This window comes from Pseudoalteromonas sp. AWM4_233 (assembly GCF_056158285.1).
The window spans coordinates 2,051,966-2,068,741 of record NZ_JBSWSZ010000001.1 but is presented as its reverse complement, the minus strand read 5'-3'; the positions used below and the strand labels follow the sequence as shown (position 1 = coordinate 2,068,741).

At 40.1% G+C, this 16,776-nt stretch carries 8 protein-coding genes; all 8 read left to right on the top strand.

Annotation, left to right across the window (positions count from 1 at the left end; translation table 11 throughout):
• Window positions 1-127 precede the first annotated feature (127 nt).
• Window positions 128-1,588 carry a Na+/H+ antiporter NhaC gene (gene nhaC / locus ACXAC4_RS09135; RefSeq protein WP_475160790.1) on the top strand — a complete coding sequence of 487 codons (1,461 nt, stop codon included), beginning with the start codon at window positions 128-130 and terminating at the stop codon, window positions 1,586-1,588.
• 55 nt (window positions 1,589-1,643) lie between these two features.
• Window positions 1,644-4,241 (top strand): aminopeptidase N, encoded by a 2,598-nt coding sequence (pepN, locus tag ACXAC4_RS09130; RefSeq protein WP_475160787.1) that lies wholly within the window; start codon window positions 1,644-1,646, stop codon window positions 4,239-4,241.
• A complete protein-coding gene (locus ACXAC4_RS09125) occupies window positions 4,242-4,463 on the top strand; it encodes a DUF2835 family protein (RefSeq protein ID WP_349286510.1) in 222 nt (73 codons plus the stop codon).
• A gap of 315 nt (window positions 4,464-4,778) precedes the next feature.
• Window positions 4,779-6,890, top strand: a complete 2,112-nt coding sequence (locus tag ACXAC4_RS09120; RefSeq protein WP_475160783.1) for a DUF1302 domain-containing protein — start codon at window positions 4,779-4,781, stop codon at window positions 6,888-6,890.
• A gap of 11 nt (window positions 6,891-6,901) precedes the next feature.
• The gene (locus ACXAC4_RS09115; protein WP_475160781.1) at window positions 6,902-8,269 is read left to right on the top strand and encodes a DUF1329 domain-containing protein; all 1,368 of its coding nucleotides are present in this window, start codon (window positions 6,902-6,904) and stop codon (window positions 8,267-8,269) included.
• 99 nt (window positions 8,270-8,368) lie between these two features.
• On the top strand, window positions 8,369-9,367 hold the full coding sequence (locus tag ACXAC4_RS09110; protein ID WP_475160778.1) for a YCF48-related protein: 999 nt from the start codon (window positions 8,369-8,371) through the stop codon (window positions 9,365-9,367).
• Entirely contained in the window at window positions 9,367-11,697 is a 2,331-nt protein-coding gene (locus ACXAC4_RS09105; protein WP_475160776.1) for an efflux RND transporter permease subunit, read from the top strand. Before ACXAC4_RS09110 ends, ACXAC4_RS09105 begins: the two co-directional genes overlap by 1 nt.
• A 200-nt stretch (window positions 11,698-11,897) precedes the next feature.
• Complete coding sequence (locus ACXAC4_RS09100) at window positions 11,898-16,736, top strand: NAD-glutamate dehydrogenase (RefSeq protein ID WP_475160775.1); 4,839 nt, start codon at window positions 11,898-11,900, stop codon at window positions 16,734-16,736.
• Window positions 16,737-16,776 lie beyond the last annotated feature (40 nt).

Genomic DNA, 16,776 nt, shown 5'->3' with positions numbered 1-16,776 from the left:
CTAAAACACTGAGAAGATGTCAGTGCTTCAGCAAATATTCAATCGTGTAAATGATATAAAAATAAAAACGGCCTTGAGCCTTTTGAATATTAATTAGAGCAAGGTCCACCTTGCCGGGAGAACCCAGTTGAAACAACAAAAGCAAGCATCATTTCTTGATGCATTTATACCAATCTTTGTATTGGTCTGTTTATTAGGATCTGCAGTGTATCTTTATGGTGACAACTCTTCATCAGGTCCTAATCAAATTGCACTTCTATTTGCCACATTTACAGCTGCCCTCGTTGGCTTAAAAAATGGCTACACTTGGCGTTTATTAGAAGAGGCAATGATCAAAGGCATCACCTTATCTTTGGGCGCTATATTAATTCTTCTGATGGTTGGTGCTTTAATTGGCACGTGGTTGCTTTCAGGAACTGTCCCGACATTAATCTATTACGGGTTACAAATAATCAGTCCACAATGGTTCTATGCAGCGAGTTGTCTAATTTGTGGGATTGTTGCAATGAGTATCGGCTCTTCGTGGACGACTGCTGCCACCATAGGTGTCGCTTTACTTGGTGTTGCAACAGGTCTTGGTTTAGATCAAGTTGTCACAGCGGGTGCGGTAATCTCAGGCGCATATTTTGGTGATAAATTAAGCCCGCTTTCTGAAACAACGAATTTAGCCCCAGCTGTTGCTGGCAGCGACCTTTTTGAACATATTCAACATATGCTTTGGACGACGGTACCAAGCTTTGTAATTGCGATGATCATCTTTGTCATCATGGGGTTCAGTGCAGATGTATCAAGTGATATTGGTCGAATTGATGAAATTGTTTCAATTTTAAATACCAACTTTAATATCAACCCTATGATGCTGGTTCCTTTGATTGTATTGCTTGTTTTGGCTTATAAGAAAATGCCAGCCTTTCCTGCAATTTCAATTGGTGCAGTGATCGGGGCTGTCTGGGCACTTATCTTTCAATCAGATTTACTTGCCACGCAAGTTGATGTATCTCAAGGGCAATTAGTCGGTTACTTTAAACTTGTTTGGGCGACATTCTATGATGGTTTCGCAATTCAAACAGGTGATGGCACCATGGACGACTTATTAAGTGGAGGTGGCATGGCTGGTATGCTGACAACGACATGGTTGGTCATGACAGCTTTGATGTTCGGTGCCATTATGGAAAAGACAGGCTTACTAGAAGTGTTTGTAAGAAGTATTTTAAGAGTGGCACGCAGTACTGGCTCGTTGATAGCGTCAACGATTGCAACTTGTTTCGGTACGAACTTAATTGCCGCTGATCAATATATCGCCATTGTTGTACCTGGACGTATGTTTAAAGAAGAATATAAAAAACGTGGGTTAAAAAGTGTGAACTTATCAAGAACACTTGAAGACGGTGGTACAATTACCAGCCCATTAATCCCATGGAATACATGTGGTGCGTATATGCAAAGTGTATTAATGATCAATCCACTCGACTACGCAGTCTATGCCTTCTTCAACTTAATTAATCCATTCTTGGCAATAATCTATGCGTACATAGGCATTAAGATTTTAAAAATTGAGCCAAAACAGTTAGACAAAGAACAAGCATAATCCATGCATAATGATTAGCCCTTTTTAAAGGGCTAACTCTTTTAAGGAATTCGATATGCAAAGCCAGCCTCAAGCTAAGTATTTAAAAGATTATCAAGCACCTTCTCACACAGTAACGAATTTAGAGTTAACTGTAGAATTACACCCAACAGATACCAAGGTAGTCAGCAAAGCACTTTATTCAGCAGCGCAAGCAGTCTCTGAGCTTTGTCTAGATGGTGTTGAATTAAACTTGATCTCGGTAAAAGTGAATGGTCAATTATTTAAAGATTTTGTTCAAACTGAGACATCATTAACGCTCAAGAATCTTCCAAATGAATTCACACTAGAAATTGAGAACACGATTTCTCCTAGTACAAATACATCATTAGAGGGCCTTTATCTTTCAGAAGGTGCTTATTGCACCCAGTGTGAGGCTGAAGGGTTTAGAAAAATCACGTATTTCTTAGATAGACCCGATGTGTTAACTGATTACTTAGTAACAATTATTGCTAATAAAGACATTCCCTACTTATTATCTAATGGCAATAAAATCGAAGAGGGCACTTGGCCTGACGGACGTCGTTTCACTAAGTGGCAAGACCCACATAAAAAGCCGAGTTATTTATTCGCCCTTGTAGCCGGTGATTTTGATGTTCTTAGAGATACCTTTGTGACCAGAAGCGGTCGTGAAGTTGCGCTTGAGATTTTTGTTGATAAAGGCAATTTAAATAAAACACCTCATGCAATGGCATCGCTTAAAAATGCCATGAAGTGGGATGAAGAACGATTTGACCTAGAGTACGATCTAGATATCTATATGATAGTGGCTGTTGACTTCTTCAATATGGGGGCAATGGAAAATAAAGGATTAAATGTCTTTAACAGTGCTTGCGTTTTGGCAAATCAACAAACAGCAACAGATCGTGACTATCATACAATCGAATCAATTGTTGGCCACGAATATTTCCATAATTGGACTGGCAACCGTGTTACTTGCCGCGATTGGTTTCAGTTGTCTTTAAAAGAAGGGTTGACAGTATTTAGAGATCAAGAGTTCAGTAGTGACCTTGGCTCACGCGCGTTGAATCGAATCGACGCGGTTATGGCGATGAGAACACATCAGTTTGCTGAAGATGCAGGCCCAATGGCTCACCCTATACGTCCAGAAAAAGTGATTGAGATGAATAACTTTTATACTGTGACAGTTTATAACAAGGGGGCAGAAGTCATTCGAATGATGCACACCTTATTAGGTGAAGCTAATTTTCAAAAAGGCATGAAACTTTATTTTGAACGTCACGATGGTCAAGCTGTTACATGCGATGACTTCGTTGCGGCTATGAGTGATGCCAGTGGAAAATGCTTAGAGCAATTTAAACTTTGGTACCGTCAGTTTGGTACGCCAACGGTTCAAGTTGAAACTTCTTATAATGCTGAACAACAAGCCTTCACATTAAAACTTAATCAAATTCATGCCGAAAATGATCCAGTTTCTGAGCCGCTGCATATTCCGATTGCAATCGAGCTCCTTGATACAGAAGGCAATACGATACCGCTTATTTCTAATGGCAAAGATTTCGATACTGTTATTGAACTGAAAGAAATGAGTGCCGAGTTTACTTTTGAAAATATCACATCTAAGCCAACGCCTGTTTTACTAGAAAACTTTTCCGCGCCTTGTGTTGTAAACTATGACTACGAGTGTGAAGAGTTGATACATATTCTTAGACATGCTTCTAGTGACTTTACGCGTTGGGAAGCGGCCCAGCGTGCTTTCACGATGGAAATTAAACACGCTGTGAACACAATGTCGGGTAGTGATCCAGTTAGTATCTCTGACACCTTAATTAAAGCGCTTAAATCAATTGTTACTGAAGAAAACACTGACAAAGCCCTTATCTCTGAACTGATCAAACTACCTAATTTTGACACTGTTAGTGCTGAGTTTTCTCCTGTTCCAATCACTGAGCTGGTTCACATCTACAAACAATTCGAACGTCAAATTGCGACACAATTGCAATCAGAACTGATCGCTGCTTATGAAAGTTGCTCAGACTCTGGTGAAATAAGTGCTAATGCGGTTGCAGCCAGGAGCTTAAAAGCAACGGCACTGTATTATTTGGCACTTATTGAAAATGATGAGGTAACTGATTGGTTACTTGTAAATAGCCAGCAAGACAATATGACACTCAAATTGTCTGCGCTTAAAGCGGTAAAAAATGCCGATCATGAAATTACTGAACAGTTAATTTCACAATTCGATGCGCAATGGCGACATGATGCTTTAGTCATGGATAAATGGTTTGCACTTCAAGCGACTACAGATAATGATGGCGCGATTGACTTAATAAAGTCTTTATATGATCACCCTTGTTTCGATAAATCAAATCCAAACCGAGTGCGCGCTTTAGTTGGTCAATTTGCGCGCAGTAATCCTGCTCAATTCCATCGTATTGATGGAAAGGGCTATGAACTACTTGCAGATTTATTAATTGAGCTAAATGCAATTAACCCACAGAATGCCTCGAGAATGGTGACGCCGTTTATGTCATGGAAACGTTATGACAGCTCCCGTCAGCAATTAATACAGGCTCAGTTACAGCGTATTGCGAGAATTGATAACTTGAGTGATGACTTATTTGAAAAAGTGGATAAGGCATTAAACGCATAAATGATAGAGTACTATTTTTATTTATCTTTAAGCTATGACGAATGCATGGCTTACTATCGAGGCGATTACGAGTTTGTTCAAGTAATCGAAGATGGTGGTAAAAGCATTCGTTTTCCCGCTACACATATTAGACGTTTTGTCAGCACCCTTGGCATAAGGGGGCGGTTTAGACTTTGTCTCACAGACGAAAATAGCTTTATTTCTCTTGATAAAGTGTCTTAAAAACAAAAATTGTATTGTTATTAATAACTTCAAATTTCGGCTGAATAATAATCGATAATTTAGAATAAAATATTATTAGTTTATTGTTCAGCGCATTAAATCGTCACAATTTTGAGAATAGGATTTGTTATAAAGCAGAATTACGTGTTATAAATTATCTGGTAAGACGTCTTACCAAGGGTAAAGTCGTGTCCAGAACAAAAAAATAGTAACTTTTGGTTTAGTGAATTTGAGTTTTTGTACGTTCACTTCTAATGTTACTTCAATATAAAAACAACAACTTGATTAAAATAACCCGCATAGGGGGAACGCATAATGATTAAAAGAGCGCTCTTTGTTCCAAACAAAATAATGCTCGGCTTAGCGGCCACAGTTGCTGTAACAAGTGCAAATGTTTCAGCTGCAAGTTTCCAAGTCGGTGATTTTGACATCACATTCGATTCAACCTTTTCATACGGTCAAAGTATTCGTGTAGAAGATCGCGACTTCCAGTATATTGGTAAAAGTAACCACCCAAGGTTTGATTGGTCTGGTTACAATGCAGGTCTTGGTAATACAAAGTATGGCTCTGCTCAAGTTTGGGCTCAGCCAGGCGCTTATTCAAATAATGGCGACGCTGGTAACCTGAACTTTGATTCTGGTGACACTTTTTCTCAATTAATTAAAGGTACTCACGATTTCAGTATCTCTAAAGATAACTGGGGTATTTTCTCGCGCTTTATGTATTTTAAAGATTTTGCGATGGAAGATGGTGATTTTGCCTATACCAACCCAGTATCAGGTAAAAAAGTAGATCCTTGTGCTGATAAACAAACTAAAGAGCAGGTATGTTCTGACGTGCGTCTATTGGATGCTTTCATTTGGGCTGACTTTGATTTGAATGATGGTCAAAATCCACTTTCTGTTCGACTAGGTCAACAAGTTGTAAACTGGGGTGAAAGTACACTCATCTCTCACGGTATCAATGTAAACCCTGTTGATATTGATCGTTTAAGAGCGCCAGGTTCTGAATTAAAAGAAGCGTTTATTCCTGTCGGTATGTTCTGGGCGTCTTTAGGTATTACTGAAAATGTAACCTTAGAAGGTTTCTATCAGTACCAGTGGCATGAGACTCGTTTGCCTGCATCGGGTAGTTATTTCTCTACAAACGATTTTGCATCTGAAAACGGTTATATGCAAAACGTACAGTTAGGTTTTACGTCAAACCCTGATATTGATTTACACCATTTAACTGAGTCACTTAACAGCCTTTATGCTGATGCAACAGCGGCTTTAATTGCTCAAGGCGTAGAGCCAACTCCTGAATTAGTTGGTCAAACTGCAGCGTCAATGTATATGGCTTACCCAACGAAAGTTGCGCTTAAAGGTAAGGGCTTAAACGGTAAGAGTGAACCTAAAGACGCAGGCCAGTATGGTATTCGTCTTGGTATGTTTGCACCTGAGTTAAATGATACAGAATTTGCGCTGTACTACATTAACTATCATAGCCGCCGTCCGCTTATCTCTGGTAAAGCATCAAACTTTGAAGCTGATGTTATTGCACAGGACTTAGCATATATTGCTGCAAACCCAATTGATGAGAATAATGTAACTAATTTAAATGCTTTCACTCAAGCTACTATTACTTACCCTGAAGATATCAAGCTTTATGGTTTAAGTTTTAATACAGCCATTGGTGAAACTGCTTTCTCAGGTGAGTTTTCTTATCGTCAAGACGAGCCTCTGCAGATTGACGACGTAGAGTTACTTTACGCTGGTATGGCTGAACAGCTAGCTTACTCGGGTCTTCGTGAAGATTTCAGCAGTCTGTCTCAGTTAAGTGCAAGAGATGAAGTGAGCTACGTTAAGCCAGGCGAAGTTGCACAAGGTTACATTCTAAAAGACTCTATGCAAGTTCAGTTTACTGCAACGCATTTATTCGGTCCTTCTTTAGGTGCTGATAGCTGGGCTGTAGTTGGTGAAGTAGGTGCTGTAACAATTAAAGACATGCCTAGCTACGACGAACTTCGTCTAAATGTTGCAGGTACTGGCCGCAGTGGCACGATTGAAGGGTATGGTCCTTTGATTGAGAAGGGAGCAAAGTATGACCTTCTTCATATGGCACTTTCGAATGGCCCAGAAACAAACCCATTCCCAACAGCGTCTTCTTGGGGTTATCGTTTAATAGCGAAGGGTGATTACAATAACCTTTTTGCTGGCGTTAACTTCTCTCCTCGTATTGTGTTCTCACATGATGTAAATGGTACGACGCCAGATCCTATGTATCTATTTGTCGAAGACAGAAAGTCTTTGGGTATGACAATGAACTTCACTTACCAGAATGCTTGGTCATTTGACTTTAGCTACAACACATTCTGGGGTGGCGGTGCAACAAATACCTTTGCAGACCGTGATTTTGTCTCTTTCAATATTAAGTATTCAATTTAAGGGCTTGTTATATGTTTAAAAAACCAAGCATGATCGCAGCAACAATTATAACAATGATGGCTGCTCCATTCGCTCATGCAGATATGACTGCTGAGCAAGTAGCTCGATTAGGTGCGGATTTAACGCCAATTGGTGCAGAGAAAGCGGGCAACGCTGATGGGTCAATTCCAGCATGGACAGGCGGTATTACTAAGCCACCTGCAGGTTTTGAGCCGGGCATGCACCACATTGACCCATATGCAGACGATAAAGTTATTTTAACTATCGATAAGAGTAACCTTGATAAACATAAAGACTTATTGAGTCCGGGCCAAATTGCATTATTCGAAACGTATCCTGATACGTTCAAAATGAACATTTACCCAACTCGTCGTAGTGCTGCATATCCTCAGTTTGTTTATGACGCAACTAAGAAATATGCACAAACTGCAGAGTTGATTGAAGGTGGTAATGGTATAAAAAATACGGCTATCGGTATTCCATTTCCTGTTCCTGCAAATGGCCTAGAAGCAATTTGGAACCACTTATTACGTTACCGTGGTCTATCAATCGCACGTTTTGGTGGTCAAGCAATGCCTACGGCGTCTGGTTCGTATAACATTATTGGCTTTGATGAAAAGCTACTTGTTAAATATTCTGATCCAGCGGCAACGCCTGAAGCACTTCAAGAGTCGAATGTATTATTCAAGTTCAAGCAAAAAGTAACAGAACCTGCACGACTTGCCGGTACTGCACTTCTTGTACATGAAACAATGGACCAAATCTTAACACCTCGTCAAGCGTGGACCTATAACACGGGTCAACGTCGTGTTCGTCGTGCACCAAATGTTGCTTATGATGCACCAGGAACAGCGTCAGATAGTCTTCGTACTACCGATGATTTTGATATGTTTAATGGTTCACCAAATCGCTATGAGTGGACTTTAAAAGGCAAGAAAGAGATGTACATTCCTTACAACAGCTACAAGCTTCACAGCGATAAGCTAAAGTATGATGACATTCTTCACGCAGGCCATATCAATCCTGAACACGTGCGTTATGAGAAGCACCGCGTCTGGGTAGTTGAAGCTAACCTTAAAGATGGTACACGCCATATTTATAAGAAGCGTGTATTCTACATTGATGAAGATAGCTGGCAGATCCATGTAACGGATATTTATGATAACCGTGATCAAATGTATCGCGTTGCGATGGCACATGGTTTGAACTATTACGATGTACCTACGCATTGGAGTACATTAGATGTTTACCATGACTTAAACTCTCGCCGTTACCTAGCTATTGGTCTTGATAACGAAGAGTCTATGTATGACTTCACACAGTCATTTAAAGACAATGAGTTTACGCAAAGTGCACTTCGTCGCGAAGGTAAGCGTTAATCTTCAAATAGAAATAAAAAGTGGCTGTCACCCAGCCACTTTATTCAACTTTCAAGACAAGTTTCTTTGTCTTCGACAACAGATGTTCGAGTATTCAGCATGAAATTTAATCAGTACGCGTTTTGCTTAATGGCGGCTTTTTCTTCTTATGAAGCATTATCAGCGCCAGCCACTTCACTTCAAGTTGCAAAACCACATACAACACTATTTGCAGACGTTGATAGCACAGATAATCAAGTCGTTGCAGTTGGCAAGTTTGGCACAATTGTGACTTCAAATGATGGCCAGAGTTGGCAACAAGCTGAAGTGCCAGTTCAATCGCTTTTAACCGCTGTCACGATAAAATCTGATAAAGCAGCATGGGCATGTGGTCATGATGCAACCATAGTACATAGTTCAGATAATGGTAAAACTTGGCAATTACAACAGCACTTACCTGGACAAGGCAAGCCATGCTTAGATATTGAATTCATCGATGAGAATACGGGTTTTGCTATTGGTGCCTATGGCATGTTTTATAAGACTGATAATGGTGGCCAAACTTGGCAATCACAATTCATCAGTGATTTTGTGCACCCTGATGACAAAGAATATCTTGAAGAACTAAAGCAGGATGATCCTGAAGCCTATCAAGATGAAATTAAGTTTATTCTGCCGCATTTTAATCGTTTGCTAATACAAGATAACGTTTTTTATCTTGTGGGAGAAATGGGTTTAGTGGGTAAAAGTGAAGACAAAGGCATCTCCTGGCAAAAGTTTGAAGAGTTTTACCCTGGTTCTTTTTTTAGTGTGAACGAAACACCAGATGGACAGATTCTGGTTGCAGGACTAAGAGGAAATGCTTTCATTAAGTCACAAAGTGATATTGGTTTTACTGAAATCGACATTGCGCAAACGGCAACAATTAATTCAATTTTGCCATTTAAAGATTCATCTTTACTTTTAGCAAACTCTGGGTTGATCCACGCTTTTAATGGTCAGCAGGTGACTAGTGAACAACTGCCTTCAGGTCATGCAATTTTGTCAGCCACCATATTTAATAACAAAGTAATTATGGCAACAGAAAAAGGGCTAATTACTTGGGGAGATAGCAAGTAATGCAAGCTATATTGAATAAACTCGAATATGTCGTATTTCGTCACAGACTCTTTATGGTTTTGGCGTTTATATTCGCCACTATTTTTCTTGGTTACAAAGCAACACATATTCAACTAGACGCAGCCTTTACTAAGAATATTCCTCTGCAACATGATTACATGAAAGTGTATCTTAAGCATGAAAAACAGTTTGGGGGTGCCAACAGTATTTTAATTTCGGTGTGTGATGCCAATGGCGATATTTTTAATGAACCATTTTTCTCAACACTAAAATCAGTGCATGACCAGCTTTATTTTATCCCTGGTGTTAATAGACCGCTGGTAAATTCTATTTTTTCACCGAGTGCACGCTTTGTGGAAGTCGTAGAAGATGGTTTCGCCGGTGGGCCTATTATTCCTGCTAATTTTGCACCAACAGAAAAAGGGTTAGCAGTCGTAAAGCAAAACATTGAAAAAGCCAATGTAGTAGGGCGAATGATTGCCAGTGACTACAGTTGTGCCATGGTGACCGCGCAATTACTAGAGACTGATCCACAAACACAGGAAAAGTTAGATACGCTGGTGTTTGCTAAAAAGCTAGAGGATGAAATTCGCAAGCCATTAGAGAATGATAATGTGAGTATTCATATTATTGGTTTTGCTAAAATGGCTGGTGATATCGCAGATGGTGCGAAAGGGGTAGTTTTATTCTTCGTTATAGCTATCGTCTTCACCTTTATAATGGTGTGGTTATTCTGTAAGAGTTTCAAATTAACGCTTCTACCAATTTTATGTTCATTGATTGCCGTTATTTGGCAAATGGGCTTACTTGCTACTTTAGGGTTTGGTTTAGATCCTATGTCAATCCTGGTGCCATTCTTAGTGTTTGCAATTGGTGTGAGCCATGGCGTGCAAATGATCAATGCCATTGGTAAGAAAGTATCTGAAGGGGTATCGAGTAAAGTTGCAGCGCAAGCAAGTTTTAAAGCGCTACTTATTCCGGGTGGTATCGCATTATTATCAGATACAGTAGGCTTCTTAACGTTATTAGCAATTGATATCGGCATTATTCGTGAGCTTGCTATCACAGCGAGTTTAGGTGTTGCTGTTATTATTTTTACTAATCTACTGTTATTACCTGTACTTGCTTCTTATTTTAACTCTTCAAAGATCCACCGTGTTGATGATGGTGATACATCATCGCATAAGTTATTCACTGCGATGCGTGAAAGTTTAGTTGCAGCAACAGACCCTAAAAAAGCCAAAATAATCATCTTTATCTCTGTTGTGTTATTTGCCTTTGGTTATTGGCAATCAAATAACATGAAGATTGGTGATCTACATGCCGGTGCCCCAGCGCTTCATGAAACAGCAAGATACAACCAAGATACCTTCCTGATTAATGATAGATACACCATTTCGTCAGATATCTTAAAGGTACTAGTAGAAGCGTACCCTGCAGCCTGTACTGAGTTTGATACTATGGAACGAGTTAGTCGTTTCCAATGGAGAATCGAGAACTTAGAAGGTGTGCAGTCTGCAGTGTCTTTAAGCTCTGTTGCGCAATCAGTGAATGCAGGTTACAACGAAGGCAATTTGAAGTGGCAAACACTTCCACGTAATAGTGCTTCTTTAGTTCAGGCAACTTCTCGTGTTGAAACGAGCACGGGTTTACTTAATGGCGATTGCTCAGTGATGCCGATTGTTATCTTTATGGAAGATCACAAAGCTGAAACCATTGACCATGTCGTTGCTAAAATCAAAGAGTTTGCGTCAATAGAGAATACAGACAAAGTACAATTTAAGTTAGCTTCGGGCCCGATAGGGGTAATGGCTGCGACCAATGAATCGGTAGCTGAAGCACAAATTCCGATGATGATCTATGTATATGGTGCTGTCATCATTCTATGCTTATTAAGCTTTAGAAGTGTTAAAGCGACGATTGCAGTTGTCCTACCTCTCTACATTGTATCTACTTTGGCGCAAGCACTGATGGTGAAGCTGGAAATTGGTTTAACTGTATCAACATTACCAGTTATTGCTCTCGGTGTGGGCATTGGTGTTGACTATGGTATCTATATCCTTTCATCGATGATGACTCAGCTTAAGCAAAATGTGCCTTTATCTATTGCCTACCGTAATGCTCTGGCTGAACGAGGCAGTGCTGTACTATTCACTGGTATTACGCTAGCAATAGGTGTGAGTACTTGGATATTCTCTGCACTTAAATTCCAAGTTGATATGGGGATTCTGCTCACCTTCATGTTTTTAGTGAATATGTTGGGTGCAGTCCTGTTATTGCCTGCTATAGGGACGCTTCTCTGGCCTGACCAGAAAAAAAATTGTGAATAAATGTGCTGTAAAATGGCAAGGATTGCCTATTTATATCTATTATTTGTGAATAGATGAGCAAATGGCTGAAAAGCTTGAAATGTTTTCGTCGAAAAAGCTGTTTATTAGCGTCAGAAAGGTTAGAATTTACCTGACTCCACGCTAATAAATGGCTGTACAAATAATCTACCGTTCAAGGTGGTATAGATTAAGGAACACATATGACACAAAATGAAGGTCCAGCATCTGTTATCTTAGATAATGTATGTAAGTTGATCCAAAAGAAAGTTCATGCAGACAATGTGTCACTCGTTGAAACTTTTGCCAAAGCCTTGTACAGCAATATGTCTAAAGAGGATCTGGCAAAACGTAACGACAGTGACCTATACGGTGCAGCACTGAGCCTTTGGAATTCACTTGAAAAAAATACGTCTGATGAAGCCGTAATTAGAGTGTTTAACCCAGAGGTATCAAAAGATGGTTGGCAATCGTCTCATACGATTGTTGAAATCATCGCAAACGACATGCCGTTCTTAGTTGATTCAGTGCGTATGGCAATGAATCGTCTGAACATCGTCTCTCATCTTCTTCTTCACAGTCCGTTGAAAATCAAACGTGACGAAAACAGCCAAATCTCTGCAATTTCAAACTTAAAAGCCGAGCAAGAATCAAATTCTACTAAAACTGTTTTCTTTATCGAAATTGATCGTCAAACAGATACTCAAGCAATTGAAACTTTGACAAGTGAATTACAGTCAGTTCTAAAAGACGTTTCGCTTGCAGTAGCAGACTGGTTGCCAATCAGAGACAAACTAGTTTCTGTGACAAATGAGCTGCCTTCTCGTAACTTTGGTTGTTCTGAAGCTGAAGTAAAGGAAGCCGCTGAATTTTTAGAATGGCTTGTAAAAGATAACTTTACGTTTATGGGCTACCGCCAGTATGACTTGAACCCAGTGCAAGGGGACTACGAGTTAAAACCGGTTTCAGGTACTTCTTTGGGTCTTATGAAGAATACGTCTGATGAAAACAGTCGTTTACTTTCTGAGTTACCAGAAGTCGCCCGTAAAGAAGCACGTAGCAATAACTTATTAATTCTTACAAAAACAAATTCGTTATCGCGTGTTCACAGACCAGCTTATGTTGACTACGTTGGTATCAAACGTTTTGATGATAAAGGTAATGTAGTTGGTGAAGACCGCTTCATTGGTTTATTCTCTTCAAGTTTTTACAACAACAGCGCAGCAGATGTGCCAATCTTAAAAAGCAAGATTAATCGCATCATGGAAGCATGTGACTTTGCAAAAGGCACGCACGCATACAAAGCGGTATTGAACATCCTTGAAACTTATCCTCGAGATGAATTAGTTCAAGCGCGTGAAGCTGAGCTTTTAGAAGTTGCAACCGGTGTTTTACAGGTTCAAGAGCGCAACATGTGCCGTCTATTCATCCGTAAAGATGTTTATGGCCGTTTCTTCTCTTGTATGGTGTATGTACCTCGAGAGAGATATAACACAGCGCTTCGTCGTGAAACTCAGCAACTCCTTGCCCGTTCATTTAATTCAACGGATAAAGTTGAATTTACCACTTTCTTCTCAGAATCTACGTTAGCGCGTACACATTATATTGTGCGTGTAGCTGACAACAATATTGAATATAACGTGAAAGATATCGAAAATAATTTAGTTGAAGCGGCCCGCACTTGGGAAGATAAGCTTCAAGCAGCGCTTTTAGAAAGCAATGGCGAGTCTCGTGGTAATGAGCTAAACCGTAAATATAGCAATGCGTTCCCATCGGCATATAAAGATCAAGTTTTACCTTCAGCTGCGGTTGTCGATATCGAAAAGCTTGAAACGCTAGATGAAGAGAACAAGCTCGAAATGCTATTCTATCGTCCTCAAGAAGAAGCAAACTCTAACATTGTTCGTTTAAGCTTATTTCACAAAGATGAGCCTATCCACTTGTCAGATGTAATGCCGATGCTTGAAAACTTTGGTTTACGTGTTATTGGTGAAACACCTTATGCAGTGAAAACCAGCGATGGTCAAGTAAACTGGATCATGGATTTCTCTATGCTACTTGATAGCAAAGGAATTTCTGATTTCAATCAAGTTTCAGCGCGTTTCCGTGCAGCACTAACAAATGTTTGGAACAACCGTTTGGAAAATGATGGTTTTAACCGTCTAGTGCTTATGGGTGGCTTAAAAGGTCGCGAAGCGTCAATTCTTCGTGCATACGCTAAGTATATGCGTCAAATCGGTGTGACTTTCTCTCAGTCATATATCGAGAATACTTTTGAGCATTATCCTCAGATTGCAAGCAAGATTGTTGAGCTATTCACTAAAAAGTTCTCTCCTGCAAAACCTGCAGCGCAGAAGACCTTAGACAAGCTAGTTGCGAGTATTCATGAAGATCTAGAACACGTAGCAAACCTGGATGATGATCGTATCATTCGTCTATATGTTGATATGATCAATGCAACACTTCGTACTAACTTCTTCCAAAAAGAAGCTGATGGTACGAACAAATCATATGTTTCATTCAAAGTTCAGCCAAGTGCTATCCCTGAAATGCCATTACCGCTGCCAGCATTCGAAATCTTCGTATACTCGCCTCGCGTAGAAGGTGTTCACTTACGAGGTGGTAAAGTTGCACGTGGTGGTCTACGTTGGTCTGACCGTCGTGAAGATTTCCGTACTGAAGTACTGGGTCTTGTAAAAGCACAACAAGTTAAAAACACGGTGATTGTGCCTGTTGGTTCAAAAGGTGGCTTCGTTTGTAAGCAACTTCCAACAGAAAGAGAAGCTTTCTTTAAAGAAGGTCAAGAATGTTACAAGCTATTTATCCGTGGTCTATTAGACATCACGGATAACATCATTCATGGTGACATTGTGCCACCTGTTGATGTTGTTCGTCACGATGAAGACGACCCTTACCTAGTTGTTGCAGCTGATAAAGGCACGGCAACATTCTCAGATATCGCAAATGGTATTGCTGAAGAGTACAATTTCTGGTTAGGCGATGCGTTTGCTTCAGGTGGTTCTATTGGTTATGACCACAAGAAGATGGGTATCACAGCCAAAGGTGCTTGGGAATCAGTTAAACGTCATTTCAGAGAAATGGGTATCGATTGTCAAACAACTGATTTCACCGCGGTTGCTATTGGTGATATGGCTGGTGACGTATTCGGTAACGGTATGCTTCTATCTAAGCATATTCGTTTACAAGCTGCATTTAACCACATGCACATTTTCATCGACCCGAACCCTGTTGCGGCAAGTTCTTATCAAGAACGTGAGAGATTATTTGCACTACCTCGCTCAAGCTGGGAAGACTACGACAAGTCATTGATTTCAGAAGGTGGTGGCATATTCTCTCGTGCAGCTAAGTCAATTACGTTGACACCAGAAATTAAGAAAATGCTTGGCACTAAAAAAGCGAGCATGACACCAAATGAATTGATCAAAGCATTATTAATGATGCCTTCAGATCTTTTATGGAATGGTGGTATCGGTACTTACATTAAAGCCCAATCTGAAACAGATGCTGATGTAGGTGACCGCGCGAATGATGCACTGCGTATTAATGGTTCTGAGTTAGGTGCAAAAATCTTTGGTGAGGGTGGTAACTTAGGTGCGACCCAACTAGGTCGTATAGAGTTTGCTGCTAAAGGTGGCCGTATCAATACGGACTTCATCGATAACGTAGGTGGTGTTGCGTGTTCAGATAATGAAGTAAATATCAAAATCTTGCTTAATGGTTTAGTGGCAGAAGGTGACTTAACTAAGAAGCAACGCGATGAATTACTTTACGCAATGACAGATGAAGTATCTGAGCTGGTATTGGCTGATTGTTACCGTCAAACTCACACGCTTTCTATCACTAAGTCTAAGGGCCCAGCGACCCTTAAAGAGAAGATCCGCTTCATCCATGCCTTAGAAAAAGATGGCAAGTTAGACAGAGCTATAGAGTTCCTTCCGACAGATGAAGAATTAGCAGAACGCGCTGCTGCCGGTCAAGACTTAACACGTCCTGAGCTTTCTGTTCTTGTTTCTTACTCTAAGATGGTACTAAAAGAGTCTTTAGTAACAGATGAAGTTTCTGAAAACCCTTATTACCGTCAGTTATTGGTTAATTCTTTCCCTGTACCGCTTCGTGATAAATTCAATGCAGCAATGGATAACCATCCACTACGCAAAGAAATTATCGCGACTAAACTTGCGAATAATATTGTTAATGACATGGGTCTTAACTTTATGGTTCGTATGCATGAAGAAACAGGTGCGTCAGACAGCGAGATTGCACTTTGTTACTCAATTGCAAGTGCAATTTTTGAAATGACAGGCACTTGGAATGACATTGCTGATTTAGATAACCAAATCTCGGCAGATGTTCAAACTGAAATGCTATATCAACTTCGTCGTACAGTTCGTCGCGCAACGCGTTGGTTCTTGCGTCACCGCAACAAGGCTATGACCATTGAACAAACAATTGCGTTCTTTGCACCGACATTTAAAGATGTAAGTGCAAACCTTAGTGATTACTTAGTTGCTGACGAAGCTGAATCTATTGCTAAAAATGCAGATAAGTTGATTGAACAAGGCGTTCCTTCTGATATTGCAACACGAATTGTATCTCTATCTAGCTTGTTCTCAGTAATGGACTTAGCTGAAGTTGCAGATAACTCGTCTAAAGCAATTGATATGGTATCTAATACTTATTTCAAGTTAGGTGCGAAAATGGGTCTGCATTGGTTCTTAGACCAAATTACAGCTCAGCCAGTGACAAACCACTGGCAAGCACTAGCACGTGCTTCATATCGTGAAGAGCTAGACTGGCAACAGCGTTCATTGTCTGAAGTTGTACTTAACAGCCTAGAGACTGACACAGCAGATGTGAATGAACTGGTAGAGTCTTGGATGGACACTCAATCTGTGTTGCTAACACGTTGGCAGCATATGCTTCAAGAGTTTAAGACATCACAAAGTCACGACTTTGCGAAGATTTCAGTTGCGCTACGTGAATTAATGTTACTTAGCCACAACTGTGACACTTCCAAATAATTTATAAACCGCTAAAATACCTCAGCTTTGCTGGGGTATT

What these genes read in the sequence shown, in the direction of transcription:
- ACXAC4_RS09110 (WP_475160778.1), top strand. Translation starts at nt 8,369, where the DNA reads ATGAAATTTAATCAGTACGCGTTTTGCTTAATGGCGGCTTTTTCTTCT.
- pepN (WP_475160787.1), top strand. Translation starts at nt 1,644, where the DNA reads ATGCAAAGCCAGCCTCAAGCTAAGTATTTAAAAGATTATCAAGCACCT.
- ACXAC4_RS09100 (WP_475160775.1), top strand. Translation starts at nt 11,898, where the DNA reads ATGACACAAAATGAAGGTCCAGCATCTGTTATCTTAGATAATGTATGT.
- ACXAC4_RS09120 (WP_475160783.1), top strand. Translation starts at nt 4,779, where the DNA reads ATGATTAAAAGAGCGCTCTTTGTTCCAAACAAAATAATGCTCGGCTTA.
- ACXAC4_RS09125 (WP_349286510.1), top strand. Translation starts at nt 4,242, where the DNA reads ATGATAGAGTACTATTTTTATTTATCTTTAAGCTATGACGAATGCATG.
- ACXAC4_RS09115 (WP_475160781.1), top strand. Translation starts at nt 6,902, where the DNA reads ATGTTTAAAAAACCAAGCATGATCGCAGCAACAATTATAACAATGATG.
- ACXAC4_RS09105 (WP_475160776.1), top strand. Translation starts at nt 9,367, where the DNA reads ATGCAAGCTATATTGAATAAACTCGAATATGTCGTATTTCGTCACAGA.